Raw genomic sequence first — 26,027 nt, forward strand, 5'->3', positions numbered from 1 at the left:
AATACTCATAAAAAGGCTATCGACTTCTACGAAGAAAAATTAAAAAGAAAACTTGTGAACTTTTTTGTGAAATATTAGAGAATCGGAGTTAAAATACCGGTTCTCTATTTTTATGCAGGAATTTTTGCGAATTATAAAGCCTAAATATCCCGTATTACCTAGCGTTCCGAGGGATTGTTGACAGATTGTTGACAGAATCACCCTTTTATAAAGTAATTCAAATACTGTTTTTAGTCGCAAATACAAAAAGAACCGCATTCTCATGCGGTTCCTGAAGTTTTTAATTTGGTCGGGGCGGCGAGATTCGAACTCACGGCCTCTTGTACCCGAAGTAACAAAATATAATTTCATTGCGATTTACAGAGAGTTGGGGGAAGCTGAAAAGGCGCTTGCTATCTGCGTTTCTCGCTATTATGACTTAAAATCGCTTAATTGGTTCTACAAGTTTCTAGAAATAATATTGGACAAATATTGGACAAAAATCAGCTTGTTTTGAATATGAAATCAGTCAAAATAAAGATTTCCATCAAACTCTTTACCATCAACACAGTACCCGTCAGTGTACTGCCACATACTAGCATTCGGCCAGTCGCAGCGCCCGCCCCACTGAGCTACCCAATATGGCACATAACTAGCAAGTTGCTCTGTGTCAATCTGATGCTCTAACCAATCCAGGCCAGCATATACACCACAACTATAGCCACTGCGGTTACACTCACAGATAAATTCACTGCACATTGCAGTAATCTCCTGACGTGAAGGCATACCATGACGCTGTTTATATCCGTCTGCATCTTCCATGTCAAACCATATACCCATTTCCAGCTTTTCGGGGCTTAATCCACAATCTGCTAGCGTCTCAACGACGAACCTTGCTTCCTCCTGCGCCCTTTCTGGTAATAATGCGTAACTGTAGTGATAAACACCAATTTTAAGGCCTGCAGCTAATGCGCCATTGATATTGTTGTAAAATTGGCTATCCAAATGATTCCGACCATAACCGATTCTGATAATAGCGAAATCTAAGCCAGGAGCTACCCGCCCCCAATCAACTGCACCATTATTTTCGCTTACGTCAATACCTCTTAACATCTTTACACCTTCTTCTTTTTGACAATATCAATCAAGCCTTTTACAGCCTCAACGCCAGCAGCGTTGAGGTTTTCTACTATACTCAACAATTCCGTCGCAGTTAAATAGCTGATGATTGTACTCACTGCCCATGCAGGCTTACTGAGCTCAACCATAATCAGATCCGCACTGGCAGCTGCCATTACGCATAGTAAATATATGCAAATCTTGCCTAAAAAACGGTGCTTCATAACTTCAGAAGAAATGAGCCCTGCACTTCTCGCCGCTTTGATGGCAATCAGCGATTGAAAAATAGTTGGCGCTGTTTTGCCTTGCTTAACCAGATAATCATGTGCAATCGCCAACCACTTAGTCAGACAGTCCAACACAACCAAAGCAGAAAACGCATAGAACAATATAGCGTGTTTGTGCAGCAATACAACCATGATCGCAGCCATAGCAGTCTTATAAGACCAACCACTGTACAACGTTTTCCCTGCAGCAAGTGCCGATTCAAAAAATAATTTATAATTCATATTTTTTCCTCCTTCGCCTTATAATGAGCCTATCAATTACAAGGCGTGATAAAAACCATGAGTCAAAGTATGCGCCGCGTTATAAACGGCCATACGTAAAGCTAAGAAATCCATCTCTTTACCTCCTATAATTCTAATGTAACAGCATCGGTTTCTTCCGCCGTGCCTGCAGCTTCGACCTGTGCCTTAGCAGTTCTGTACGCAGTATGCAGTTTATTACTGCGTGCGGCCACGGAAGCTATAATCATACGCAGGTCCTGAGCCGTAACCACAGCATCCTCATTGTCTGCCGTGGTCCAGCAGATTTTAGCGCCCTCTCCCTGAATATCGAGCGCAATTATCGCGGCTGCTATACGGTCACGGGCTTTACTGTCATAATCGTAGAGGTGCCCGCCATATTCTATCGGCTCGACCTCTGCAGCATCACGCTGGCGCTTCAGCTCCATGATTTTGCGCTGCTTAATCACTTCCAAAGGTTCTTCCTCATGCGTAACGGTTACGCCTAATTCTGCTAAGGCTTCATCGCCGATTGACAATGGGATAAACACGCCGTCTTTGCCTAGAATTTCAGATAACTCGTAAAGGGTAGAACAAACCTTTTCTTTGTACTTATATTTTGTTATCAATTTTAGTCACCTCATTTTATTGATAGGGTTTACTTAAAAATGTAAAATTATTGGAATTACTTGGTTAATCTTAGCAGCAAGGTAAGAACCAACATAAGCCGGAGCTACTTCATCATGCATAACAGTAATATCAATTTCTTTTAATGTGCAAGATTTTATAGTAGCGGGGAGAAACTGTGTACCATTCGGTGAAAAGGCTACAGAGGATACACGCACACCATTAGGAAGAGGGTTAGGCGACAGTTGTCCAAATGAATCATCTGTAAAACCAATCCAACCATCCAAATAACCAACAATCATTTCTGCTTCTATGTCTTTTTCATTGCTTTTCATCATCATTCTATTAAGTCCCATTGCGCTCACCTCACGATAAATTAGATGCTTGTACAATGCTCGTTACATTACCGCTGGCATCTTTCAGCATCAAGATGTTCAACAGCAGACCTGCACTTGTGATAGCGAAGTCACTTGCACTACCAACATATTTAAGTGTTCCTGCATTAGTAATAATTAGAGGATAAGCACTATTATCCTCAACAGATGTAATATAGATGCTAAACACCGTGGATGAGGCATCAGTTGACAAAAAATCAGTGATAGTTTGTGCCATATCTAATGTGACTTCACTATTTGCAATATGATATACAACATTTGTAGCAGGAGCTATTGCAGCACCATCTGTATAGCTAACACCATAAATTTCTTTTGCAATAGTCACTTCTTTACAAACAGCTCTCTTGAAAACTTGAGGTTCTTTCCATGAGTTAGCAGTATTCATTTTAGCATAAGTTTCAGTAATTACATTACCTTCACCATCTTGTGTAGCTTTGGCTGCTGTGCCTGTATAATTAAAAGCATTAATTGACCCTAAAATCTGTGTAACTTCACGCCACTCTATTTTAGTGCGCAAACCATTTAAACCGAAACCTGAAAAAATATCATTAGCATTGACTTTATTCCGCAATGCATCATAGATAACCTTGTTTTGGACAGGATTTGTGCTGGTGGTCGACAGCTCAGTATCAATGGTAACCTTTTGCATCAGACCTACAATAGGGTTGCCGTCCGCGCCTGTCGCCTTTACTCCGTCTGCCAAATCGGCAGCGGTGACGGTATCACCGGTAAGGTCCACCAAGGTGTTACCGCCGTATACAACTTTATTCACTGCCATGAGTAATCTCCTTAACCGATTGTTACAGTAACACCGCCCTGAGGGTTATCACTTTCGTTGTACGGAATCGCCTCGATAACGACTTGGGATATGTAGTTATATCCTTTCGAGCTGTCCGGCAAAATGGTTTGCTGAGAAGTAGACGGAGTCGCAGTTTTGGATTCGGCCTTAGCGCCCTCGGTGCCGCTCATGGTACCGGTTACGCCCAAAATTTTAACACCGCTTCTGATGTTGGTGGCAATAATCTTGGCCTGCTCGGTGGAGCTGATAGCAACCTTGCCAGAGCCGTCATGGTAACCGATGGGAATAGTGTAGGACTCGTCCTTGGTGCTGATAGTGCCAGTAACAGCACCATTATTTTTCATGGTACCGGTCAGTTTGACGCCATTTACGTAAGCAGTTTTTCCGGTAAGAATTTCCGCCACAGCTACAGTAGCGTCGCTGGTGTCAGCATCAAATGTACAGGTACCGGTAATGGGTGCGCCACTCTTATCGTGGGTAGTATAATTCTTTAAGACTTTGTCCGCAGTTACTGTATCTGCAGTCAGGTCGATAAGGGTTTTGCCACCATACACAACTTTAGAAATATTTTTGTTAGCCATTGATTTCAATCTCCTCTCCAATATACACAGTAAGACCATCTGATAAATTGCTGGTCTCGTAATAAGGTATCTTTTTTACTGTAATATCCCGCTGCAGATAGCATTTGGCCGTCGGCAACAGATAATCATCGTTGATCTGGGAGCGAGCAACATAGTCACCGGTATACGGCGAGCCCCCGAATCCTTCACGCACTGCACTAAGTGTCCCATGCAGAACAGCAGCTTTAGCTAAGGTCAAAGTACCTACAAGCTTCATCAGTACGTCACCTCTTCCAAAAGCTGAAATTTATGTGGCGGGATAATCGTATCAACGAAGCCGTTGATACGTTTAAGCTCAATATCATATACATACATGCCAAACTCCATTTTCTCCGTGTCTTCCGGATGAATTGTTAACATGCCGTCCGTAATAGTTTTCTGAAGAACAATAGTCGGACTGCGTGTTGCTCTGCGCAAAGTAAACGTCAATACATCGTTGTCAGCCAACGCTACTGCATTGCCCGCTATATCAGTGACATCAATTTTAAAAATACCGCTATCACCTCTAATCATGGCAATGTTGTTATCATGAACCGAAAACATCTATATCACCTCCTCCCAAATTACCCGATAACCATAAACGATGTAGTTATTTCGACCGCCCCAGATATGCCGTACTCGCCCTGATTAAAAAAACCTGTATAGCCATGTACACCTATTTTAATTGATGAGCTAGTCGAAAACGTTATGTATAACCTGTAATTCGTTGTTACTTGCGGCGTATATCGCCAAAAATTGCAAGCAGAAAACGGGGCAATGAAAAACGGCTCATCAAATTTTAAAATAGTATTTTTAAAAACCTGTTGTGCATCATACAATTTTTCGGTGCATTTAAAATAATAATGTAGCACACGCAGATACTGTTCTTCTGAGCTAAATATAGGCTTACCATCCTTATTGTAAACAATTAATCCAGCGCCATGCTCAGGGACAATCAAGTCGCGATTGTTGTATTTGTAATATCTTATACGGCTCAAATACACCTGTAGGCTTGACTCTGCATCCCCATACGTCGCATCAAACGGGATGATTATATTAATCATATATCTGTCTTGTATGCGCAGTGGGAAAAATTTAACAAGCTCATCGGCGGGCGCGCTAAAAGCCAATATCTCATTTATACTCTCGTCTACATCAAACGTAATCAATACATCCCAATGATTTTTATCTTGCCAATATTGATATACCTCGTTGTTGCTTGGGATAAATTCCGTCCTCGAATTACATTTCTTATATTGCCTAATCTTGATAACTTTCCCGTTACGCACAAGATTTTGATAATTGTCGTCAATCGTAACAATATTGTCATTGTTTTTGACTTCAAAATATTTAGTAATTGCCATAAATGAGCCTCATCCCGTTTGCGTATTTATTTGTTCCGACGCCATAGATAGCGTCTGTCAAATATATCCAGTTAATCGTATTACCGTCGATTGTGATTTTGACTGGATACGAGCCACCGTCAGATATGCGATAAACGCACGCCCATAACCTGCTATCGTCGCAGGTAATACTGCCTTGAGAATCGGTCAAATCAACTTTTCCCAACACACGACAAAGCGATGTGGTAACGCTTATTGTCGGACCGCCGCCTTTATATATCTCTATCCCTTGTGGCATTTTACCATACCCCCATTTTTACACGCAGTACATTGTTACTGTCGTAAACCTCAATCAAGTTATCCTTAATTTCCGTGCGTGCACCGCTCGTAGCAGTACGTAGCGTGCCAATGGTCGCACAGATGGCTGACAGACTATTAACCATGATCTTGTCAGCGGTGATACCACCAGCCAGCATATCATTTGTAATTATGCTGCCATCAACTTTAGTATTACCGGTGATATGGATGTACTTGCCATCAAGCAGTATCGTACCATCAGCCAGATTGATTTTTGTCAGCACAGTGTTGCCGTCAACATCAACATCTTTGACTGCCAAGCTTATGGCATCGTTCATCTGCGTGATTGTCGCATACGATTTCAATTCGCCATTTTTAAAATTAGCCATCGTATTGCTAATCTGATTATCAGTCTCAGTCTTCGTGTAGACGTTGCCGTTAAGTTTTGCTGCTTCTTTGGCATCTTCAAGCGCCTTTTTCGTTGCTGCGTCCAGTTTATCAGTGCTTATTGCCTCTGCAGCCAAAAGGCTGTTATCAATAGTAGCTTTCACACTCGACATAATCTGTCCGCTAAATGGTCCATTGCCAAAATAGTCATAATAACAGGCCTTTACATCATACACACCGGCACTCAACGATTTAAACAAGCTAAGATTGCTGGTTTTTTCGTCGTAGGCATATTGCGTTCCTGATATATACCAATGAACACCAATGCAGTTAGCCGGGATACTGTTCACATGGCATTCCAGGCCTTGGAATCTAGCATCAACAATTATTTCCGGTGTTTTCGGTGCTTCAAAGCTGTAATCTGCTTTAGCCGGGGCAGAAACCTTGCCATAAGCACTTACAGCAAAAACATACACACTTCCTTTGCGCTCCTGTACAGCGTTAGTCGTGCAGTTGGCATCGCTCACGCGAGCGATAAAGTTACTGTTATCAACGCCAGCTTGATTATCTAACCGGACTTCGTAATACTTGATGTCAGCATTACGAACTTCATCCCATTTAACTGTGAAATAATCGCCTATGGAAATGCTGATGTTTTCCGGAGTATTGGGTATTTCCGTTGAGAGTGCAACCAGAATACTTGTTTGGGCACTGCTGTCAGGCGTTTCTACATTTCCAAACACATCCTGCGTACATACGGCAATATCGTATGTCACGCCAATGTCAACCTGAGGCAATGTAGCCTTGTTATACCCTTGCCCGCCATATTGCCACTTGCTTTCCGTAGATGCCTTGTACCACACCTGCGCCTGTTGATAGTTTTCCAATCCTGCCGGTGGTTGCCACTCCACAATAATGTCATGGTACACAATAACACCATCAACATCACGATACTTGTTGTAAGCCATAATGTTTGTGCAGTTAGGCAAATCGCCCACCCCAACAACGCACGTATAGCAGTCAACGTCAGCTAAATCCTGCCCGTTTGCCTTGAAGGCGTTAAACGCTGGGAACTTAAAATACAGTGTTTTACCGATATAGGATTTAGGTAAAGACACAGCGTAAATATTGCCGTCAAGTATAGCAACGTCATCATCATAGTAGTGTTCGCCCTGTTTGGTGCCACATTGTGCTCGAACAAGGCCGCTCAGAGTATAAATGTTTGAGCCTTGCAACGTTGCAAGGCTATAGCTCATGCACTCGCCGTTTATCCAAATCAGCGTATTGCCATCTTTAGCGTCCTGGGGGCTGCCGGTTAAAAGCTCTACGGCACGATGATTGTCAAACTGTATATCAACACTATCTCCGTCGTAACGCAAATCAGATATTAGTTGGCCATAAACGCTGCTCACTCCATGCGTGCCGTTATAGCTGTAATCGCCGTCCTTAGTTGACACGTAAACATCGCAGCCGCCCCAGTCTTCGCTATCACCATGCAAAGCTATCCAAAGCTCACAGCCGCTGCTGCTCGCCACAAGGTCAGACGGTGGGATAATGAAGAGCGGCCTTTCAGTGTTACCAGGATTCACGTTGAAGTCCTGGTATTGATATTTGTTATCTACCTTATACTTAGCCTCGCTGTAATCGCCAGGAGCACGCTGCAGGGCAGTGACTGTTATCAAGCCATTGCTTGCCTCCGTAACCTCGCTGACCATAGCCACCTGTCCTTTAATGCCTATTGCTTCATCCGTGATACGGATAAGGTCACCGGGCTCAAGACGACAATATTTCCAAGGCAGCTTCAGCGTATATTGGTTGCATTCCGTCTGTGCAAGGCGCGTTTTCATTTGTGCGTACTTCAGAGCGCGTTCCTTCGTGTGCAGCCATTTCGCATCATAGCTCACGCTCCGCACGCCATAAGTTTTGATGCTGGCGATGTCCTGGAAGCTCACGCTTTCCTCTTCATAGTCATTCGCGCGGTTTAGGAAATTTACAGTAACGTAGTTGTATATCTCCGTACTGTCTTTACGCTTGAAAACGACAGGAGCGCCGCCCTGGCTAATCAGTTCATCAGCATCAATATCATAGATAACTTCAGTGTTAGGCTCCCATGTGCCGCGCTTTACATCATCACGCGGCACAAACTTAAACCGGTCCACGCTCCAGAACATATAGGTATTTGTCAGCTCTAACAGTTCAGCAATGACTTCCTGCGCTTTTTTCTGATTGGAAAAAGCATCATTATAAGTGCTGATAAGCAGGTCAGCATTTTTACAATAACTGGCATAATTTTTTAAGCTTGTAATATCAACATATTCGCCAAGACCAATGCTCTCCAATATGTTCTTGATAACTCCAGCCGGGTTGGCATCAGTTCCATCGCCACTGTTCAAAAGCGTTCCCTTGACTTCAAAACTATAGGACGGCATGGAAGCGCTGTCTTCTCCCAAGAAAATTTTTCCGTAAAGATAAGCAAGATCAGTATATCCTGTAGCTATCTCAGGATGGTTTGTAGACATATACGTTGTTGGAGTATTGTTATCACCGCGATTCAACGATAATCCCGCGCCTTCGTTACGGCCGTTGGCATTGAGTGCTGCAAGAGAATTATATGCTGTATCACCTACCCATACCTTGCTTACATCCTTTATCACGCCTTCGCCTAAAGCCAGTTCAGCATAAACATAGTAAAGATAGGTGATTGTTGTACTTTTCGACTTGCCGCTTTTCTGCGTGACACGCTTTTCTTTAGTCGTAAAATCCTGGTAACAAATCAGATTAGGCGATACCTTACATGTACCAAAAAGTAGCGGAACCGGAGTACCGAACTCACAAACAGTACTTTGAAAAGCATCTATTTTATTTGAGCGGCTTGTAAAGCTTGTCTTTTTAAATAACCCCATGTTTAGGCCTCCAAAATCCTGTTATTCTGCTTTTTCCAAGGGCATCAGTAAATTTTGGATCGTCAATATTTGTAATGACCGTACCGTCATCAGCGTCACAATGCAGCAGCATACCTTTGCCTAAATAGATGGCAAGATGGGCATATTTACTGTGTCCCCAGCGGTAGCTGACCAAATAGCCAGGCAACAAGCATACAGTGCGCGCAAAATGCTTTTCCAGATAAGGCAAAAGCAACTCCTCACAGCCTTTTTGGCAATACCAGTCTGCGCTGTATCCAAATTTGACCTGTATTTTCTTATGTCCCAGCTCAGCATAAAAATTTGTTACCAGGGTGCAGCAGTCAAGCCCTGCGCCCTTCACGTCGCCGCCATTGATGTGTGGCGTGCCTATATAGGTTTTTGCTAAATCAAGGAATTTATTCATATCTTCACCAACACATTCTTGGAAGGTTTCAGTGGAATCATACACGTGTAAGTGTCTTTGCTTGCCGTGCTGACCACACCGTCCGCCTCCTGGTAGACGTTTTGCGGCGCGAAGGTACGCAGAGGCACAGACGCATTCAGTCCAACAGTCTCGCTCTTTACGGACAGCTTGCAGCTGATACCGCCACAAGACGATATTTCGCACCTGCCTGTAAAAAGCTCCAGTACGCCTAGGACAGCTCCTGTCTCGGCGTCCAGAAAAGCACGGCCAAGCGTCAGATAGGCATCGTCGAGCGTGCCATCATGCACTGCCTGCAGCAGATATTTGCCATCAACCTTATCATCATGCAGGCGGTCAGTGTTCAGCGTCACGCTCAAGGTTTCAACTGAAGGCGCGCCAGAACTTTTCGTCTGCTCGCGTTTCATAATAAAGCGGTCAGCCTTGTATAATTTGCCGTTAAAACTGATGTCCTTGTCAAATTCGGCAGTACGGTAAATACTGTTGTTCGCCAATTTTAGTGTAAACAAATCGCAGCAGACAAATTCATTATCTGTGTTCAGGTGTTGAGCAAGGTCTAACGTGCAACTTTTCATGTCCATCACCTCACTGTAACCAATTTCAAGTTAACGTTGTTTACATCAGCAAAACTCTGGGTAACAGAAAGCGTATCTGTGAAGCGTACACGCCAATAATAGTCAAAGCTCGCTTTAACAACACTTTTTGCCGTTGCAGCTGGCACTGTCAGTACGCCCCCGTCTAATTTGAAATCTACAGTCTCGTTATCATCAACATAAACCCTTACATTGTCAGCCTTTTCGCAAGGCAGTACATAGCCGCCATTTTTAATAAACAGCTGATATTTACCGCTTTCATCCCTACTAAGCTCCTGCAGCTCGACGCGCGCGCCATAATCCTTGTAAAAGAAGGGTAAAAGAGTACCCTTGCACTTTGCATAAAAGCCCATTAGTAGCGACAGATTCTTATCGTCTAAAGCTGTAAAGCTCACATTAAAAGATAGTTTAGGATACAGTTGACTACAAATCGCCCTACGCCTGCCGCTGGCGGTTTCTGTCTGTGTGACCTCCCACGCCTGCTGCAGTGTACTGCTCCATGCTGTTTCACCGCTGTCAAGAGGAAATATTCTTTCAGCCATATGCATCCTCCTTAAAAAGTATCAAACGCCGCATTAAAATTGCGGTTGTCATCCAAAGTTGCCTGTTTAAGCACCTGCATGCCTCCACGCGCCAAAAAATCAGCAAAGCTGGATGCATCCAACGCTGATACGTTAAGAGTGATGCTGTTGCTCGTAGAGCTGCTGGAGGAACCAACGCTGGCAGGACGGTTATAAGCGCCACCGGAACCAACAAGACCGCCGCTGGCAAAGCCTCTCAAACGCCCTGTATTCAGACCATTAAGGAACGGCACGCCCAAACGGTCTACAGCCTGAGCGTTAAGCACGTACTCGCCATTTGAGAGCATAGCAGGAATACTGTCACTAGTGCCAGTACCGGGACCGGCTACCGAGCCACCTGAAGCAAAGGCCTTTCCAAACGCACCCTTCCAACGTGCCGCAAAACCGCCACCGCCGCCAGTGCAGGCAGCTACGATAGTTGCGTAAATAGCAGCCTGGATAAGTTGGGAGATAAGCTGCTGCAGAATGCTTTTCATAGCATCGCCAAAACTCTGCGCACCGGTAATCCAGTCTGTTATAGCACCGGAAAAATCCTTCGCCAGTTGATTGCTGGTCTGCTGAAGCTTGCTGATGGTATTGATTTTTTGCTGTTGCTCATCGTACTTCTGATTGATTGCAGTCAGCAAGTCCAATTTCATTTCATCAAAAAAAGGACTATTTTTCACATCAGCAGTAGCTTCTTCCTTCCACTTATCATTATCCATCGTCATCTTCCCGGCGGTATCAGAAGCATTGTAATCAGCCTTCCAGCTGATTTGCTTATTGCTATAGTCAAATTTAGCACTCTCAGTGTTGGCGGCAGCGGTCTGATTGATATTATCCAGGGTATAAGCATGGGTATCCTTGATGAGCTGCAGCTTCTCCCTGAGCATGTCCAGTTCTTTTTGAGATGCTCCACGCAGCTGCGCTTCCTTGAGTGCATTTTCAGCAGCAAGCATCTGTTCCGTGTAGGCCAGTTCCTCTTCCTGCAGTTCCTGCTTTTTGTTGAACTCGATTTCATTAAGCTGAATCTGGTATTTTTGAGCGTCAGTGCCATACTTTTTTGCAATAGCGTTCTGAGCTTCAAACAAATCTTTTTCCTTTTTTAATTTTAAGCGTACATACTCATTTTCTATTTTGAGCCTTTCTTGCTTAATCTTATTTTCTTCTTGCGCGGCTTTCAGCGCAATGTTCTCGTTTCGGCCATTGGCACCTGTTCGAGACACATTGGTATCTCTACTCGGAATAATAAGATCTCTTTTTTTCGGTGTAGGCCTAGGCTGTTTTGCAGGCTTTTCGGATGCAGAATCATCACCATAGCTGCCACCAGCACCACCATGACCATCATCAGCCGAACTTTCTGTAGCCGTTGCTCTTTGCTTTGCTGCAAAAACCTTATTAAACCATTCAATAGCCTTTCTGGCAAAATCTTCCACAGCATCCATAGCATCGCCTAGCATATCGGCAAAATCGTTAAACCAATTATTATGGTCTCCGGTAATATCTGCCCACATATCACCTATCGTATCAAGAATCCACCGTACAACGCCCAGAATTGCTTCTGTAACAGCAGTACCGATGATAACAACAGTATCAAGTATACCCTGGACAGCTGCCTTTACCGCATCAGCTAAATCATCCCAATAGGTGATTATCAGCGCAATAGCAGCGCCGATTGCAGCACCAGCAGCCACAATACCGGCAGAAAGTCCTAGCACCGCGCCTAACGTCGCTACGGCCGCAACAGATACAACGGCAAGAACAGCAGCAAAAGCGCCAATAACACCAATAACCGGTGCAGGTACGCACTCCTTGATAACATCGCCTAAGCTCTTGCCCTGCTCTGTCGCCGTCTGCATCTTCTGTTGGAACTCTCCCAGCCTATCGGATACATCCTTCAATATACCCTTAATGTTAAAGGCTTCAGTCAGATATTTACCCACAGCAGCGGAAGTGTTGCCGGCAGTTTCTTCAATGTTTGCCAGAAGACCGGCAACCTCGTCCGAAGTCTTGGCCATCATCCCGCCGAACTGCTCGTTCATGCCTGCAACAATGGTCTGCACGGCCGCTTTAGAGTCAATAGCGCCTTTAGAGCAAAGGTCCTTCATTTCCGCTACTGTTTTACCTGCAGCCTGCGCCAGCATATCCCATGCCGCAATGCCTGCGCTGGTAAGCTGCATCATGTCCTGAGCATTGAGCTTGCCGCTGGTCTGCATCTGCCCTAAAGCATATGCAAGGCGGCTAACGCCCTCCGTGCCTAAACCTAAACCGCTGGCTGCATCGCCTAAGTTGGTAAGCATAGGAATAATCTCTTCAGCTTTAAAGCCGAACGCCATAAGCTGCTGACCTGCGCTTACTACGCCTGGCACATCGAAGGGAGTTTCTGCAGCAAACTGCTGTAAATCCCTCAGCATCTGCGTACCTGCCTCAGCAGATTTCAGCATGGTCTGGAAGGCAATCTCATACTGACGCATCTGTGCTGCAGCCTGTACAGACGCTATGCCCATGTTAAGGATACCGCCCGCCATACCGGTGAAGACGCTGCCTAGCTGCACTGCAGCAATAGCGCTAAGCGCCCCGGTCATTTTATTGCATTTATCAGCAAAGCCTTTTATTCCGCTGGTTGCCTTTTTGGACTGCTTGCTGACAGTTTCCAGATCATCGCCTACACGCCGGACATTTTTACTGTCGATACTGTCCAGGCTCTTGCGCATTGCTTTCACGTCGGAATTCAGCTGCTGAAACATTTTGGCAATATCGGTAAGAATAGCTGTCGATTTGCTCATTTTTGCGGACATTCTGCCGGCAGCTTCACCTGCAGCTTCTACTGCTGCTGCAGTTCGGCTGAAGCCTTGCTCAGCCTGTTTGCTATCCGCTGTAATCTTAACGGATATTTGTTTATCTGCCATTGCCTGCCTCCTTCCTCTGACGTTCAAAATCAGCATAGAAGCGTTCCCGCTCCCTTGCCTGCTCTTCTTTGGTCTTCTGCTTCAAGAACGGCCGCATCAGTGTACCTGCTTTGGCAGGCTTGCGGAGATGCGGGGAAATGATGTTGGCTACCCAGTAGGCCGTTTCCCAACGCTTGGCCATTCTTATTTCATTACATGCATCAACCATATCGTTAAACTCAAACACCGAAAGCCTGTCCAGCTCCCAAGGTTTGAGCCTTAATTCACCAAAAGCAAGGGTTTTGGCTGCATTGTACCATGTCCGCATAGATACGCAGCCACCGCCCTCGCTAATTAGTTTTTTTCGTATTCAATGTCAGCCTTCTGCTCATCGGTCAGTTCATCCGGGAACAGCCGATAATAAGCGCCCACACCTAAAATACCGCTGGCAGCCACAGCCTTCACTACAGGCAGTTGGATATCGGCAATGCTGTAACCGTTTTCCATGGCCTCGTCAATCTTTTCAGCATAATACTGTTCAGTCTTATTGCCGTTCTGGCTCATGCCTACGCTCAGCAATACCAGCAGGTTCTTCAGGCTCAGCTTATCAGCTTCCTGCAGCACTTCACCGATAGGACATTTCAGCATTTCCTCTACACGGCGCAGGCGGCCGATATTAAACCAAATCTGCTGACCTTCACCAAAAGCTTTAATATCAATCTTTTTCATTCGTTATCCTCCATATAAGAAAAGGCCAGCTTTACGCCAGCCTTTTTTGTGTTTGCCTTAACCCTTGCTCTGTTCGCTGAGAGGTCCGTCACCGCTGATGGTGCCTTTAAGAGTAGCAACATCATCATGCGGAGTGCTCAGAGAACATTCAGTAATAGAACCCCAACCGGTAACAAAGCTCTTATCCGGATATTCAAATTTAACATGCACCTGCTTGCCTGCCAAGAAAGCAGCTTCCAAGAACTTGGCACCGGTATCACCCGCAAGGTAAACGGTTTCCAGGTCAATAGACCAGCTGCGCAAACCGGGCAGAGTAGACTTCCAGCCACCGGAAGTCTTATGGGAAGCATCAATTTCGTCAGCTTCACGGTTCAAATCACCGCTGCGCTGGCCGCCCAGAAGAGTCCAGGTCGGAGCTGCTTCGGTAGTGCCGGTATTCAGGTAAATCAAATAATCTTTGCCCGCAGTCGCAGTGCTGGTCGCATCGGTGCGGGTCGGGAAAGTATATTCACTCATATCTGTTCCTCCTAACAATCAAAATAAACTTCATAGGTAATCAGCGCCATGCCTGCATCAGCCTTGCCCTGCGCCACGCCGAAAACAATTTCTTTAACTTGGCTGTCAATGCACCAGCCACCTAAATCGTGGTACTTCGTTAGTAACGCATCCAGCTTATCAGCCAAGGCATCGACGCCTTCAACGCTTGCCGTATCCAACAGGTAGATGCTGTATGTCAGTACGCCCTTGCGCCCGCTCTTAGTCATCTCCACATAGGTGATACGGTCACAGCTCACAGTGCCTTCCAGCTTATTGCCACGGCTGGCACCGGTAACAAGGCTTCTCCAATGCACTTCCGGCATCTGGTCCTGCAAAAGCCCCATGATAACATCTGTAATCTCAGTACGTCTGCTCATGAGCGATACAGAGGAATACTTGCTCTCCCCTGCCCTCCTGTGACGCCAAAATCAGCAGCTGTAATACTTGCCATAAGGCGTTCCATCTCAGCCTTATACAGCTTCAGCTTCTGTGCGTATATATCGCTGTTTTCTACACCGCCAGCGCCGTTGAATACGGTTGTAGGGTCTGTGCCGGTCTGCAGCAGGCATCTGTTATAGCAGGCAGCCACAACGCCCAGGCGCTTGACTATGTAAGGTACAGGCTCGGGAATATCGGTTACTTGAAGCCTGCTGGCCAGGCTGTTTATGATTTCATTGCCATAGACAATATCCTCATATTTGCAATCCAGCACCGCGTCCTGTATATCTGCAAAATCAATGTAATCCATTATAAACCTCCCAGCAGACTGTCTAAAGCCTTAGCAAATCTGCTGACAATAACAGGCTGCATAACATCAGCTGCCGTATAAAGAAAAGGGTCCGCCTTTATGCCAGGGTGACGCACGCGCTTGCTGAAGACAAATTCCTTGTTTATGGCAAAGCGCAGCACCTTTTTACTGCGTGGCACAATCACATACGGCTTAGTACCTTCATGCTGCCATCGCGCTATATTGTTTGTAAGCATAACTGTACCTTGGTTGTCTTTAGCCAGGCTCATAATGCTTTTTTCAGTCATACCGCTTCTTGTAATGAAACGATGATGATCGCGAGCATATTCCCTGACATCTCTGACGGCCATCTTCACCTGCCTGCGTACCATATCGCGCGTTTGGACCGGTGCGGCCTCGAAAGCACGCACCAGCTTATCAAATTCGCGCGTAATCTCTACGCTTTTCATTATTCAGCAGCGGTCTTATGTACGTAGATAGCACCTTTCTTGTTGTCCAGAACGAATGCATCATAGCGCACACGGCCTTCAACCAACCAGCCATTGATACCGGGCGGGTTGTCATGAATCTTATAATCTGCCAGCTTAACAGGAGCGCAGCAGGCGATAGGATTGGTAATGATAAACGCGGTTTTCGCCGGCATATAGGACGCAGGCACCACGATAATGGGAATGCCGTCTACCATACCAACCTGACCTTTTACCAGCATGTTTTGTGCCAAGTCAGAAGCCTTGATGAAGGATTCATCCTGCTTCAGCAGCTTGAAGTAAGAAGCAGCCACATAAGCAATACGATTGCCTAAAGGCGCTTTTTCGTCGGTCAGCTTCTCGGTGCCGTCCAGGAAGGCACTGTAAGCGTTGGCCTTAGTAACTGCAGCGGTTGCGCTGTTCTTAGCGCCTGCAGCGATTTGTGCAAGACGATAAATATCCAGCTCCGGAATAATTACCTCATCAATCTGGCGCTGTAAGGCTGCACCAGCCTCTTTCAGCATGCCGGTGTCCTGATAGTTGCTCTTGTCGATGGTGAAGGTGAAGGAACGGTCCTTAGTCAAAGTCAGCTCCTGTACGGAATCCTCCAGCTCTGCCGGGGTACCATAACGGTTTGCACCGGTAGAAGTGTAGTCATTCATGCCTGCGGTAGGGATAGAGTAAACCTTTACAGTCTGCACACCGGTGAAATCATAGTCGTTGTTGATTGCCGGAGCGGTCAGCGCGCCGGTCTTGAAGCGCTCGTCAATTTTTGCGCTATATTTGTCTGCGTAGTTAATAGTCATAATAAAAAATCCTCTCTTTCGTCATTAAGAATTAAAGCCACAGAGGAACGGATCATCAGAACCGCCACCACCGCCATTGCTGCCGCCACCGCCTGCACCATTGGCCTTAACTGCCCAGCTGTTCTCCTTCAGCCAGCCATCAACACCATCTTCCAGGCTAATTTCTTTGCCATCACTGCCGGTATAGGCAAGGCTTTCATCGTCTTTAACAACGATGCTGCCTTCCAGCAGCTTAGCCATGTTCTGCGGGCTCGCAGCGTTGCCCTTAGTCAGCAGCTCCACAGCCTTAGCCATCTTCATGCCGTCAAGACGCTTGGTCTTTTCGGCTTTGGCAGTTTCGGTCATATCAGCCAGCTGCTTAGTGACCTTGCCAACCTGTGCGGTTAAGCCGGTAATCTGCTTTGCAACTTCATCAGGCTTTTTGCCGCCCTGGGCAAATTGGTCTAATGTAGTCTTAAGTCCCTTGGCTTTGTCTACCACATCGTCGCCATCTGCCAAACCAATAGCCTCTAAGATGCTTTTCAGCTTTGTCGCACTCTGCTCTCCTGCCGTGCGGTGCTTCTTAGCTTCGTTGTTGAGAGTGTTGATTTCGCCTTTGATAGCAGCGATGAGGTCAGCACCGTTCTCAACTTTTTCCAGTGCTTCGTAAACCTGTTTCATTTCCATTTCTGATACCTCCATATCATGGGCCTCCGCCCTATATTGTGCCCTCTCCTGGGCAATAAAAAAGCACTCACAAAACGTAAGTGCTTTAATAGCATAAAAACAGTGAATTATTCAGCATTCTTGGGGAAGCAATAATGGTTCCCAAAAGATTCTCTTAATCTTCTCAAAAAATCATTGCTAGCGTCATTTTCGTTAAAAAACTCTTTAATATCATAAGGTTCATTCCTTTCAACATAATAAACCTTATATGCGCCTTTGTCTAATACTGCAACAACCCCATCACCAGCTTTAACAAAAGGCTTATCCAAGATGCTGCAATAATTCATATTGAAATTTATGATCTCCAATATTTTATTTACTTCTTTAAATGTCATTTTCCACCAACTCCATATATCCATCTTCCAATAATTGCTTAATGTTCATAGGTAATTTATATTGGATTCCGCCGCCAACTTCACCAAACCAAGCAGCTGCTAATCCGCTCTGAACATCTGCTATGTCTTTTTTTATGACAAAAACATTATATAGAGTTTTAGAAGTAGTTCTAGGCAGTGCCCTTGCTTCAAAGCTAACATTTTTAGGACTTACATAACCGCCGTACACTGGACCATATCTATCCACCAGCATTTCTCCTGCTTTTAATGTGATTTTCTCAGGTTCTCCAACAAAGCCATCATTTAATGGGTAAATTGGACGTCCATCATCAGAATAAAATCTATCCTCGCCTTTCTTACCCTTAGTATACGTCATGCCGTACTTTTTCGCAATAGATTCTATAAATTCATCTGTAGGCGGCACTAGGTTTTCTGCCATCAGTTCTTCGTTGGATTTCTTACCTGCATGAAGCTGATTCTTAATACCACTCAGCCTACTCTCTGCTTCCCGCAGCCCGGCATACCCACGCATATACTTGCGCCAGTCTTCACCATCTTCCCACGCTTTCAAGCCTTTACGCCCCAACACCTGCGCCCTGCGTGATTCCGGCAAGCTATTCAGCCATTTGTCGCCTGCTTCCCGCAACTGATCGCGTTGCTGCTGCATATCAACTTCGCCTTCAATGACTTCCACGTACCGGCATAAGCAATGCGGATGCACCGGCAAAGGTGGCAGCTTATCCTTGGGATATATGCCTGCACCTAAGCCATACATGTCAGCTTTGGCGTACATATCGCAGATATCAAAAACAGGGTGACGGCTGCTTAATTTGAATTTCACAGCCACAACATCGTCATCATCTTTTATCTTTGCTATGAAGCCGTCAGCCCACGCCCTCGCCATCTCGGTTCTGGTTATACGTTCGGCAACATAGCGGGATTTTTCATTGACAGCAACTTCCACGGCTTTTTCAATAGCCTTTTCATTGCCTTTTTGCACTGCTTCCAGCAATTCATTATAGGCTGCCTGCAGTGCCTTGTTGGGTGCGCCATTTTTAGCCAGACGATTGATGTTGTCAATGGCCTGCCTTTGCTCAGCCAATGCCTGCAGGTCGTTGCCTGTAGCCTCCCTTACCTTCTGCAGATACTTCGGCAGGTCCTGCCTGCTGATAATATCCTTGCCGCCGTTATATACGTTCTGCCCATCGTCGCCATAACCATCATACAACGCCCTTGCAGCCTCAGTCCAGGTCTTGTTCCGACGCATCTGCTCCTGCAGGGTGCTTACAATGGCACCGCGCATTTTCACGCCTACGCCATGCAGCTTTTCGGATAGCGTCATGCCGCTTTCATCCCACTTGCCTGCCAGCTGCTCGCCCATCAGCTTGACCTGCGCCGTAGTCAATACGCTAGGTACAATGCCATAGGCATAAGCTGCAGCCTCTACAAGCGCAGGCTTCAGTTCAGGGAGTGTAAACAGCTTACCATAGTGGCGCTGCACATTATCCAGTGCCTCTTCAAACTTCATGCCACTAGCAATCAGCCTTTGTAAGTAAGCTACTGCTTTTTTAGCATCCTTGCGCCAGCTTTTATTCAGTTTGTTAATCAGCTGCGCCAGCCTGTCCGTCGTCGCCATCATCGCCACCGCCATTATCACCAAAAGCATGGCTATAATCCAGCTTTTCCTGCTCCAAGTGCTCTTCGTAGGTCTTCACCAGCGCGTCAAAGTCATCAGCCTTAAGCTCCGGCAGATAGCTGGTAAGAACGCGCTTGAATACTTCCATGTTAAATTCATCGCCAAAGTTCAAGCCTTTAGCAATTTCAGCATTAGCAAGCTCCTGCTCAACCTCACTGATTTTGAAGTCATTGGGATAATTTACGCTGTATTCCAGCTGCACACCGGTCCAGGCGCTGAACAATCTTGCCAGCTTCTCTTCCGCTGCTTCCACGAGGTCCGCAAAATCGGATAAGATCTGATTCGTCGCTTCGTAGTCCCACGCCTTAGCCTGCCCGCTCTGCAGCTTGCTGGAACCGGTAACGTTGACAACAACAGCCATACGGTAAATCTCCTGCTGCAGCGTAGCAATCTGCGCTGCCAGCACTGTTGCAGGACCATCAGGCGGAGCGATGAACGCAGGTGCATGGCTGCTCTCTGGAGGATATCCCAACGCATTGTTGGTACCGATGTTGATGCTGTCCGGGTCGCTCGAAGGATAACACAGAACACTGAATGTCTGATTGACCAGGATGTCAGCCAACCAGCTGCACATATTGTAGATAGCAAGGTTCGTTTTAGCTACGCTGAGGAATTCGCTCGGAGGGAAAGGATTGTGACTATTCCTCACCTTGCTCACCAGAGGAACAACTGGCACACGGCCAAGATTCCAGGTTCCGCTGTGCTTGCCTTTGCTGTCGATAAGCTCCCAGCCTTCTGCCGTCAGCGTGCGTGTCGCCATCGTCTGTTCCTGGTATGCATCAGGCTCTACGAAAACAAACTTTGTGATACGCCCCAGCTTATCCTGACAGATTTCCTTTACGGCATTAAGGTTAACCACAAAAGCGTAAGGCAGGTTATTGCGGTCCGCTTCCAGGTCTGCCACGCGCATATCCTCAGTATCACCCTGCGCCTTATCCATGACGATATAAGCGACGCCTTGCAGCTTCGCACTGCAGGCAGCCTGCTTCATAAGGTTCTGAATGCTGGTGCCCAAGAAGTCAACATCCTTACTGAAGGTTTCCCACAGCTCCGAGCCTGCGCCGCTCCAGTCACGCACAGCCAGTGTTTTGAAGATTGGCGCTACATGAGCATTAACGCAGGGTGCCAGATAGTTAAGGTAGTACGCCAGCTCACGCCTCATGCCGTACTTTCCTGCATCCTCACGAGGGTGCTGGGTTAAATAGCTGCCGTCAAGGAAACCGCCACAGCCTTCATAGCCATCTTCCAGCATCTTATATAGTCCATGTTTATCATTACGCATAAATCTCACCTCTCTAATAGTTGACGCGCATCGGTTTAGGCCTTGCCACCTCCACAATGTCCTCACACACGCCGGTCAAAGCATCCGGAGCATCATCGTGTGTGTTCTTGCCTTCCTTCTGGTACTTGCTCAGCGCCGCATAAAACTCCGGCCAGCGGTTCTTCCAATCGCTTGGGAAATAAATATGCTCCATACACCATGTAGCGTTAGACAAGATTCTTGCAGCCTTGTTTTTGTGCTGCGTAAAGGTTTCAATGGTTGTATGGTTGCTATGCAGCAGCTTCTTCACTTTCCTGGCGAATCCGCGCCCGCCATTGTTGCTTTCAAAGCGTGCCACATTCGTGCTGTTGCGTTCCAGCGCCCTCGCCGTTGCCGGTTCAGTAACCTCCATAGGCTCCTTCGTGTATAAAACGTCAAGCACATACGCTTCATCCGCGAAGGTGCGCCCATAGATAATACAGCAAAGGTAATCGGCACCGGTATCAGCAGTATCCGTATAAGCACGAATCTGCTTAAAGGCAGGAAGTGCGCCGTCATATGTCTTGAAGCTGCTGTACAGCCTGCCTTTGATATCAATCGGCTCCTGCTGGTAGTTGGCGCTCCATATATCCAATCCCATAAGCTGCTTCTTCTCCATGCAGCTTTCAGCATCCAGCACGCCATCACAAAGCATGCTGCCGTCATCCTGCACTGCCTTCATGTTGATATGCACGATTTTTTCTGCCGGATAATATTCCAGCACCTTGCCTGCCAAATCATCACTAGCCCAGCGCGTCATAATTACGATGATTTTATAATTGCCCTCGCCACGTGACAGCATGGTATTTGTGAACCAGTCCCAATGCTTTTCTTTAACATTTTCGTTATAGGCTTCTTCCGCATTCTTGATTAAATCGTCTATGATCATCAGTCTGCAGCCAAAGCCTGTCGCTGTACCAGTTGGCGATGTAGCAAGGTAACTTGTCTGCTGACCTTCAAGGCTCCACAGGTTCATAGCGCCGTCACCACGCTTAATTTTAGTTGCGGGGAACACATCACTATAGACCGGCTTATAAACGTCCGCCTTAGCCTCACTGATGCTGTCACGCACGTTCTTACTGAAGCGCGTCGACAGTGTTTCATTATACGAGCCAATCATAACCTGCAAAGTGTTATCCCTGCCTAGCGCCCATTCCACGAAGTTGCTGGCCGTATAGCTCTTGCCGTGACGCGGAGGCATGTTCAGTACAAGTATTTTCTTATCTGATGTCAGGAACCATTGCAAGGTATCGCACAGCTCCTGCAGGTACTTTCGGTCGCTCCGATAAAAGTCCGGGTTCTTCAGCTGGGCGTAAAAAAAGAACCTGCGTCTTGCAAGTTCTATCGTTGCTCCCAATGTAATCAGCTGCTTATCCATCCATACCAGCCAGCTTTTTCAGTTCTGCATCCGTCAGCCCGGCGAACGGATTAGCAAGCTCACCAGAGATTTCTACGTTTTCCTTAGGCTTCAGTCCTACAGTATCGCGATAAATTTCAAAAGCCCTGATGTTGCCACGCTTAGCCTTTAGCTTCAGCGCATCCAGCATCTCCTTACGCTCATCGTCCGTTGTGAAGTCTGCATCCAGCTCACGGAACGACTTCAAGCGGCGGCGTGCTTCACCTGATGCCTGCCCGCCTTTTTTGCCATTCCTCGCCGCTTCCTCGCCGCTTCGAAACCTTGTGGCTTTTCCATTCTTCAAATTATCCAGTTGTTTCTTTGTAGGCATCCATCTCACACCACCTTAATCCCACATCATCAATAATATCCCAAAATTCTTCCACATCATGCGGCACAACGTAGAAGCCTGTTTCGTCTTTCTCAAAATCAATGCCAACATGATGCAGCTCATGCCTTAGCAGTGTTTCTAGCTGCTTTTCACTAAAGCCAACTACATTCGGCTCATAGACCACAATAAAAAAATCATAGGGACAGCACCAGCTGTAGCGGTCGCTCACTAAGTTGCAGTCCGCAAATATCGTCCGCTTATTGCGCTTCTTCTCTTCCAGGCTGGATAAGTAGGCTATTTTTACTTTAGCCGCCTTGATATCCGCAAACTCCGGCAAAGTGCGTATCAGCTTATTTGCCATCAGCCTATACTTTTTACTGTGCTCCATGATGTACCTCGAATTCTTCTGCCCTTGCCGGACGCGCCGCATTGCAGTGCGGTGTCCTTGCGTCCGGAAAAGGAGGTGACTAGTCTGTTCCGGCGAGGGGGAAAACTCAACAAAAACCCACGCCCGGCAAAGGCAGAAAATATTTTGCTGGCTGCGGCGCTTGATTCTGCTTTATCCACCAATTAAGGAATTTCCCACGATATTACAACAGCGCTAACCTAGTGCAACCTGTGCTTTTACGTGGTCAAGTATCACACCAGCATATAATCTAAAAGTGGTGCGTAGGACTGGAATTGCACCAGCGTTGTATCTTACGTCACGGATTTACAGTCCGCCGCCTTCGCTACTCGGCTCACCTACGCATATAAAAGCAGGGGGTGAAGGAATTCTTGACGCCAGCTGCACAGCTGCGCTACGAATATTTGCAATGTGTCCTATTCGCAACTTGCATCTACTCCCATTCGGGAACCTTGCCCCTGCACCCGGGTATCTTTAAAATCTTACCATAACGCCACCCATGACGTTATCAGCTCTGCCGGCTACCCAACCACCAGCATTACCTTTCAGCGGGAAGTTAATAACGCCTACCGCGCCATCCTTAGAAACGCCAGCACCAATGCCCCAGCGCCGCGTTTTATCAACTACCGGTATCTTTATATTAAGATCCGTGCTGCTGGTCTGCGTCAGCGTCAGTTTATTCTTGTCAAACAGGTACTGTTCATTCTCTGCTTTGGCCACAGTGAAGGCCTTGTCATTAACCTTAACATTCAGCACCGGCTTATTGAGCTTCACGTCAATATCCGTTTTCTCCGGTTCGCTTTTAGTGCTGCCATCAGCAGACTTGTAGATAACAGTTTCTTTAGGCACATAAGCAATTTCCGTTTTCACCTTGTCCCGGTATTCGACCTGGGTAACTACTTTTGTATCAGCCACCGGGCAGGTATGCAGAACGCCGCGCAGAGCGAAACCACCGGCAAAGGCAAGCACAGCAGCTATTGTTAAAACTATTTCATTTTTCGTTATCACTGTGCCATCTCCCTTATCAATGCATAGTAAAAGCCCCACCGCCATTACAGCAGCAGGGCTTCACTCCCTTGCGTCTCTTGTTTTCTTCTCCGCTTATTATAATTATATCATCAGCGGATACTGTCAAACAATGTCACAACATATATTTTTACTATTTTTTGTTCCATCTTTGAGCTATTTCAAGGAAAAATTCACCGTCCCTTGCCAGCTCAAATCTTTTACAGCATGGGCAGTAAATCCCCAAAACACCTTGCTTATTAAATGCACACCTGGGCTGCCTGCCACAGCAGTCATTGATTCTCAGGTTCAGTTTCTTTCTTTTCTTCATCATGCGCCAGCCTTTCCAAGATAGCTGCATGACGGCGGTGCACGCTGCGCCAGTTGATTCCCATGCGTACAGCCACTTCTTCCCATGTGTAGTTGCTGAAATAATACATTCTCAGCATCATCTGGTCTTCTGCAGGCAGCGGTTCGATGGCCTTTTCAATATCCATCTGCAAACCTGCCAGCGCGCCAAACTTTTCGTAATACAGACTGCGCAGTTTATCTGCCTTGGCAATGGCATTGGTTACATTGTCACGCCCGCTATTGCCGCTACCGGGCATCCCTGTTAATTGCGAAATCCTTGGCGATGTCATCATGTTGGTAAGCTCGTTCGCCTGGTCCTGCAAATCCATTATCTCCATTTTCAGATGCTTGCATTTACGCAGATCATATTTTGTCAGCACATTTTCACCTTCTTTTCTAGCTCTCCATGCCAATAGCGTACCTTGCGCACTGATTCCAGCAAAAAATATTTATAAAGAGAACAGCGGTATTTTCTGTATGCTTTCCACCAATGTTTTACGCTTTTGCACCAATAGCCGATTTTATCTTTAATTATCTCTTCGTCGGTTTTTCTATTCATTACGCGCCCCCTTAACAGTGATACACTTTTTCTAATCCCTTATCAGTAACAACCGTAATGCTAATGGGGAAGCCAGACTTGTCAACTGTAATCGGCTTAAATCTCATGCCTTTAATGGCCAGATTCGTTTTATGGTTTTGTTCACACCGTTTGCATGCAATTTTTTCAGCATAGTCTGTGTGACAAAATTCACATGTATAAAGTTTTTTCTCTTTCATTTTTCAATCCTTTACACTTCTTCAAACAATATACCTGGGTACTTATACAGCAGCATTTTGCGCTTCAGCAAATAGTCCCTTGTTCTAAAGCCCTTAGTATCAACCACTACTGTACGCCCATCTTTATATTTGACGACAAAATCAGCAATGTACTTTATTGCTCTTTCGGTTTTGCCGGCATGTTTGAATTTAGGTTGCAACTCGAACGTTACCTGACGTTCAAATTCTATAACCTCGCCCGCCATGCGCAGCACTTTCAGTTCGCAATAATAATTTTTCTCTTTAATGCTGTCAAAGATGATGCCATCACATTCAACTTTTTTGTTATGGTATTTCATTGCTGCTTGCGCGTCCTTTCCCATTCAGCCAACGCATCCGGCGTGCCAAATTCTTTTAACAGCTCACGCTGGCATTTTTCACAGTAAACCGGGCGGCCGTTGTCGAAAATGCTCGGCACAGCCTTTTCTTTATCGCACCACACACAAATTTCACCTGAGCTAGTTCCCATGCTGCACGCCCCCTAAAACGGAATCTCCTCATCAAACGGCACCTGCTGGCCAAAACTTTCCATGCTCTGCGGCGCCGGCTGCTGTGATGTCTGCTCCTTGCGCTCGATGAATTCGGCATGGTTGACGATTACTTCAGTCACCCAGCGCTTGCTTCCGTCTTTGGCATCATAGCGGCGGATTTGCAAGCGGCCTTCCACCAACAGACGTTGTCCCTTATGCACGTAGTTGCCGATTGTTTCTGACGTCTTTCCCCACGTTACGCAAGGGATAAAGTCCGCTTCACGGCTGCCGTCTTTAGTGTAGGGGCGGTCAACAGCCAACGTAAACTGTGCTACGCAGGCACCGCTCGGGGTATATCTGATTTCGGGATCTTTGGTCAAACGGCCTAACAGCATAATTCTATTCATTCTCATTCTCTCCTTATATAATGTATTTAGGTTGATAAAGGTAACCTATAACCCTTATTGACTGTATGATTATGCAGGATATTCC

General features: G+C 46.2%; 35 protein-coding genes and 1 tRNA gene. All 36 read right to left on the reverse strand.

Features of this window, described 5'->3' with window-relative positions; all coding sequences use genetic code 11:
• Window positions 1–504: 504 nt before the first annotated feature.
• The 36 genes from Q0G26_RS04350 to Q0G26_RS04525 all read right to left on the reverse strand — a co-directional run bounded on the left by Q0G26_RS04350 (window position 505) and on the right by Q0G26_RS04525 (window position 25,942).
• Entirely contained in the window at window positions 505–1,092 is a 588-nt protein-coding gene (locus Q0G26_RS04350; RefSeq protein ID WP_293828902.1) for a GH25 family lysozyme, read from the reverse strand.
• Between the two features lie 2 nt (window positions 1,093–1,094).
• On the reverse strand, window positions 1,095–1,607 hold the full coding sequence (locus tag Q0G26_RS04355) for a phage holin family protein (protein WP_293828903.1): 513 nt from the start codon (window positions 1,605–1,607) through the stop codon (window positions 1,095–1,097).
• A 125-nt stretch (window positions 1,608–1,732) separates the two neighbouring features.
• Window positions 1,733–2,233 carry a DUF4376 domain-containing protein gene (locus Q0G26_RS04360; protein WP_293828904.1) on the reverse strand — a complete coding sequence of 167 codons (501 nt, stop codon included), beginning with the start codon at window positions 2,231–2,233 and terminating at the stop codon, window positions 1,733–1,735.
• Window positions 2,234–2,266: 33 nt separating this feature from the next.
• Window positions 2,267–2,587: a hypothetical protein gene (locus Q0G26_RS04365; protein ID WP_293828905.1), complete on the reverse strand. Its 321-nt coding sequence runs from the start codon at window positions 2,585–2,587 to the stop codon at window positions 2,267–2,269.
• A 10-nt stretch (window positions 2,588–2,597) separates the two neighbouring features.
• On the reverse strand, window positions 2,598–3,404 hold the full coding sequence (locus tag Q0G26_RS04370; RefSeq protein ID WP_293828906.1) for a hypothetical protein: 807 nt from the start codon (window positions 3,402–3,404) through the stop codon (window positions 2,598–2,600).
• An 11-nt stretch (window positions 3,405–3,415) separates the two neighbouring features.
• Window positions 3,416–4,006 carry a hypothetical protein gene (locus Q0G26_RS04375; protein WP_293828907.1) on the reverse strand — a complete coding sequence of 197 codons (591 nt, stop codon included), beginning with the start codon at window positions 4,004–4,006 and terminating at the stop codon, window positions 3,416–3,418.
• A complete protein-coding gene (locus Q0G26_RS04380) occupies window positions 3,999–4,262 on the reverse strand; it encodes a hypothetical protein (RefSeq protein WP_293828908.1) in 264 nt (87 codons plus the stop codon). Before Q0G26_RS04380 ends, Q0G26_RS04375 begins: the two co-directional genes overlap by 8 nt.
• Window positions 4,262–4,588, reverse strand: coding sequence for a hypothetical protein (locus tag Q0G26_RS04385; RefSeq protein WP_293828909.1), 327 nt, complete (start codon window positions 4,586–4,588; stop codon window positions 4,262–4,264). Before Q0G26_RS04385 ends, Q0G26_RS04380 begins: the two co-directional genes overlap by 1 nt.
• A 20-nt stretch (window positions 4,589–4,608) precedes the next feature.
• Window positions 4,609–5,388 (reverse strand): hypothetical protein, encoded by a 780-nt coding sequence (locus tag Q0G26_RS04390; protein ID WP_293828910.1) that lies wholly within the window; start codon window positions 5,386–5,388, stop codon window positions 4,609–4,611.
• Between the two features lie 278 nt (window positions 5,389–5,666).
• Window positions 5,667–8,954 carry a phage tail protein gene (locus tag Q0G26_RS04395; protein WP_293828911.1) on the reverse strand — a complete coding sequence of 1,096 codons (3,288 nt, stop codon included), beginning with the start codon at window positions 8,952–8,954 and terminating at the stop codon, window positions 5,667–5,669.
• The gene (locus Q0G26_RS04400) at window positions 8,941–9,378 is read right to left on the reverse strand and encodes an NlpC/P60 family protein (protein WP_293828912.1); all 438 of its coding nucleotides are present in this window, start codon (window positions 9,376–9,378) and stop codon (window positions 8,941–8,943) included. The genes Q0G26_RS04395 and Q0G26_RS04400 overlap by 14 nt, the downstream gene beginning before the upstream one ends.
• Entirely contained in the window at window positions 9,375–9,971 is a 597-nt protein-coding gene (locus Q0G26_RS04405) for a DUF2163 domain-containing protein (protein ID WP_293828913.1), read from the reverse strand. Before Q0G26_RS04405 ends, Q0G26_RS04400 begins: the two co-directional genes overlap by 4 nt.
• Before the next feature lie 5 nt (window positions 9,972–9,976).
• Entirely contained in the window at window positions 9,977–10,531 is a 555-nt protein-coding gene (locus Q0G26_RS04410) for a DUF2460 domain-containing protein (RefSeq protein ID WP_293828914.1), read from the reverse strand.
• An 11-nt stretch (window positions 10,532–10,542) separates the two neighbouring features.
• Entirely contained in the window at window positions 10,543–13,458 is a 2,916-nt protein-coding gene (locus tag Q0G26_RS04415; protein WP_293828915.1) for a tape measure protein, read from the reverse strand.
• Window positions 13,448–13,765, reverse strand: a complete 318-nt coding sequence (locus Q0G26_RS04420) for a hypothetical protein (RefSeq protein ID WP_293828916.1) — start codon at window positions 13,763–13,765, stop codon at window positions 13,448–13,450. The genes Q0G26_RS04415 and Q0G26_RS04420 overlap by 11 nt, the downstream gene beginning before the upstream one ends.
• A 26-nt stretch (window positions 13,766–13,791) precedes the next feature.
• Window positions 13,792–14,166, reverse strand: coding sequence for a hypothetical protein (locus Q0G26_RS04425; protein WP_293828917.1), 375 nt, complete (start codon window positions 14,164–14,166; stop codon window positions 13,792–13,794).
• 57 nt (window positions 14,167–14,223) lie between these two features.
• Window positions 14,224–14,682, reverse strand: a complete 459-nt coding sequence (locus Q0G26_RS04430; protein WP_021719610.1) for a phage tail tube protein — start codon at window positions 14,680–14,682, stop codon at window positions 14,224–14,226.
• 11 nt (window positions 14,683–14,693) lie between these two features.
• Window positions 14,694–15,080 (reverse strand): hypothetical protein, encoded by a 387-nt coding sequence (locus Q0G26_RS04435; protein ID WP_293828918.1) that lies wholly within the window; start codon window positions 15,078–15,080, stop codon window positions 14,694–14,696.
• Complete coding sequence (locus Q0G26_RS04440; protein WP_293828919.1) at window positions 15,077–15,451, reverse strand: hypothetical protein; 375 nt, start codon at window positions 15,449–15,451, stop codon at window positions 15,077–15,079. The genes Q0G26_RS04435 and Q0G26_RS04440 overlap by 4 nt, the downstream gene beginning before the upstream one ends.
• On the reverse strand, window positions 15,451–15,900 hold the full coding sequence (locus Q0G26_RS04445; protein ID WP_293828920.1) for a hypothetical protein: 450 nt from the start codon (window positions 15,898–15,900) through the stop codon (window positions 15,451–15,453). Before Q0G26_RS04445 ends, Q0G26_RS04440 begins: the two co-directional genes overlap by 1 nt.
• Window positions 15,900–16,724, reverse strand: a complete 825-nt coding sequence (locus Q0G26_RS04450; protein WP_293828921.1) for a N4-gp56 family major capsid protein — start codon at window positions 16,722–16,724, stop codon at window positions 15,900–15,902. The genes Q0G26_RS04445 and Q0G26_RS04450 overlap by 1 nt, the downstream gene beginning before the upstream one ends.
• Before the next feature lie 24 nt (window positions 16,725–16,748).
• Complete coding sequence (locus Q0G26_RS04455; RefSeq protein ID WP_293828922.1) at window positions 16,749–17,390, reverse strand: hypothetical protein; 642 nt, start codon at window positions 17,388–17,390, stop codon at window positions 16,749–16,751.
• Window positions 17,391–17,497: 107 nt separating this feature from the next.
• A complete protein-coding gene (locus tag Q0G26_RS04460; protein ID WP_293828923.1) occupies window positions 17,498–17,764 on the reverse strand; it encodes a hypothetical protein in 267 nt (88 codons plus the stop codon).
• Entirely contained in the window at window positions 17,754–19,430 is a 1,677-nt protein-coding gene (locus Q0G26_RS04465; protein ID WP_293828924.1) for a glycohydrolase toxin TNT-related protein, read from the reverse strand. The genes Q0G26_RS04460 and Q0G26_RS04465 overlap by 11 nt, the downstream gene beginning before the upstream one ends.
• Window positions 19,366–20,742 (reverse strand): hypothetical protein, encoded by a 1,377-nt coding sequence (locus tag Q0G26_RS04470; RefSeq protein WP_293828925.1) that lies wholly within the window; start codon window positions 20,740–20,742, stop codon window positions 19,366–19,368. Before Q0G26_RS04470 ends, Q0G26_RS04465 begins: the two co-directional genes overlap by 65 nt.
• Before the next feature lie 13 nt (window positions 20,743–20,755).
• Complete coding sequence (gene terL / locus Q0G26_RS04475; protein WP_293828926.1) at window positions 20,756–22,138, reverse strand: phage terminase large subunit; 1,383 nt, start codon at window positions 22,136–22,138, stop codon at window positions 20,756–20,758.
• On the reverse strand, window positions 22,131–22,487 hold the full coding sequence (locus Q0G26_RS04480) for a hypothetical protein (protein WP_293828927.1): 357 nt from the start codon (window positions 22,485–22,487) through the stop codon (window positions 22,131–22,133). Before Q0G26_RS04480 ends, terL begins: the two co-directional genes overlap by 8 nt.
• The gene (locus Q0G26_RS04485; protein ID WP_277270720.1) at window positions 22,462–22,875 is read right to left on the reverse strand and encodes a putative metallopeptidase; all 414 of its coding nucleotides are present in this window, start codon (window positions 22,873–22,875) and stop codon (window positions 22,462–22,464) included. Before Q0G26_RS04485 ends, Q0G26_RS04480 begins: the two co-directional genes overlap by 26 nt.
• 275 nt (window positions 22,876–23,150) lie before the next feature.
• Window positions 23,151–23,237: transfer RNA gene (locus tag Q0G26_RS04490), tRNA-Tyr, on the reverse strand.
• A gap of 130 nt (window positions 23,238–23,367) precedes the next feature.
• Window positions 23,368–23,901 (reverse strand): hypothetical protein, encoded by a 534-nt coding sequence (locus tag Q0G26_RS04495; RefSeq protein WP_293828928.1) that lies wholly within the window; start codon window positions 23,899–23,901, stop codon window positions 23,368–23,370.
• Window positions 23,902–24,191: 290 nt separating this feature from the next.
• Window positions 24,192–24,629: a sigma factor-like helix-turn-helix DNA-binding protein gene (locus Q0G26_RS04500; RefSeq protein ID WP_293828929.1), complete on the reverse strand. Its 438-nt coding sequence runs from the start codon at window positions 24,627–24,629 to the stop codon at window positions 24,192–24,194.
• On the reverse strand, window positions 24,623–24,808 hold the full coding sequence (locus Q0G26_RS04505; protein ID WP_293828930.1) for a hypothetical protein: 186 nt from the start codon (window positions 24,806–24,808) through the stop codon (window positions 24,623–24,625). Before Q0G26_RS04505 ends, Q0G26_RS04500 begins: the two co-directional genes overlap by 7 nt.
• A gap of 11 nt (window positions 24,809–24,819) precedes the next feature.
• Window positions 24,820–25,026: a hypothetical protein gene (locus Q0G26_RS04510; protein WP_293828931.1), complete on the reverse strand. Its 207-nt coding sequence runs from the start codon at window positions 25,024–25,026 to the stop codon at window positions 24,820–24,822.
• 11 nt (window positions 25,027–25,037) lie between these two features.
• On the reverse strand, window positions 25,038–25,388 hold the full coding sequence (locus Q0G26_RS04515) for a DUF1064 domain-containing protein (protein ID WP_293828932.1): 351 nt from the start codon (window positions 25,386–25,388) through the stop codon (window positions 25,038–25,040).
• Window positions 25,361–25,534, reverse strand: coding sequence for a hypothetical protein (locus Q0G26_RS04520; protein ID WP_293828933.1), 174 nt, complete (start codon window positions 25,532–25,534; stop codon window positions 25,361–25,363). The genes Q0G26_RS04515 and Q0G26_RS04520 overlap by 28 nt, the downstream gene beginning before the upstream one ends.
• A 12-nt stretch (window positions 25,535–25,546) precedes the next feature.
• Window positions 25,547–25,942 (reverse strand): single-stranded DNA-binding protein, encoded by a 396-nt coding sequence (locus Q0G26_RS04525; RefSeq protein WP_293828934.1) that lies wholly within the window; start codon window positions 25,940–25,942, stop codon window positions 25,547–25,549.
• Window positions 25,943–26,027: the final 85 nt, after the last annotated feature.

The organism is uncultured Phascolarctobacterium sp., assembly GCF_934190775.1.
Taxonomy (GTDB): Bacteria; Bacillota; Negativicutes; order Acidaminococcales; family Acidaminococcaceae; genus Phascolarctobacterium_A.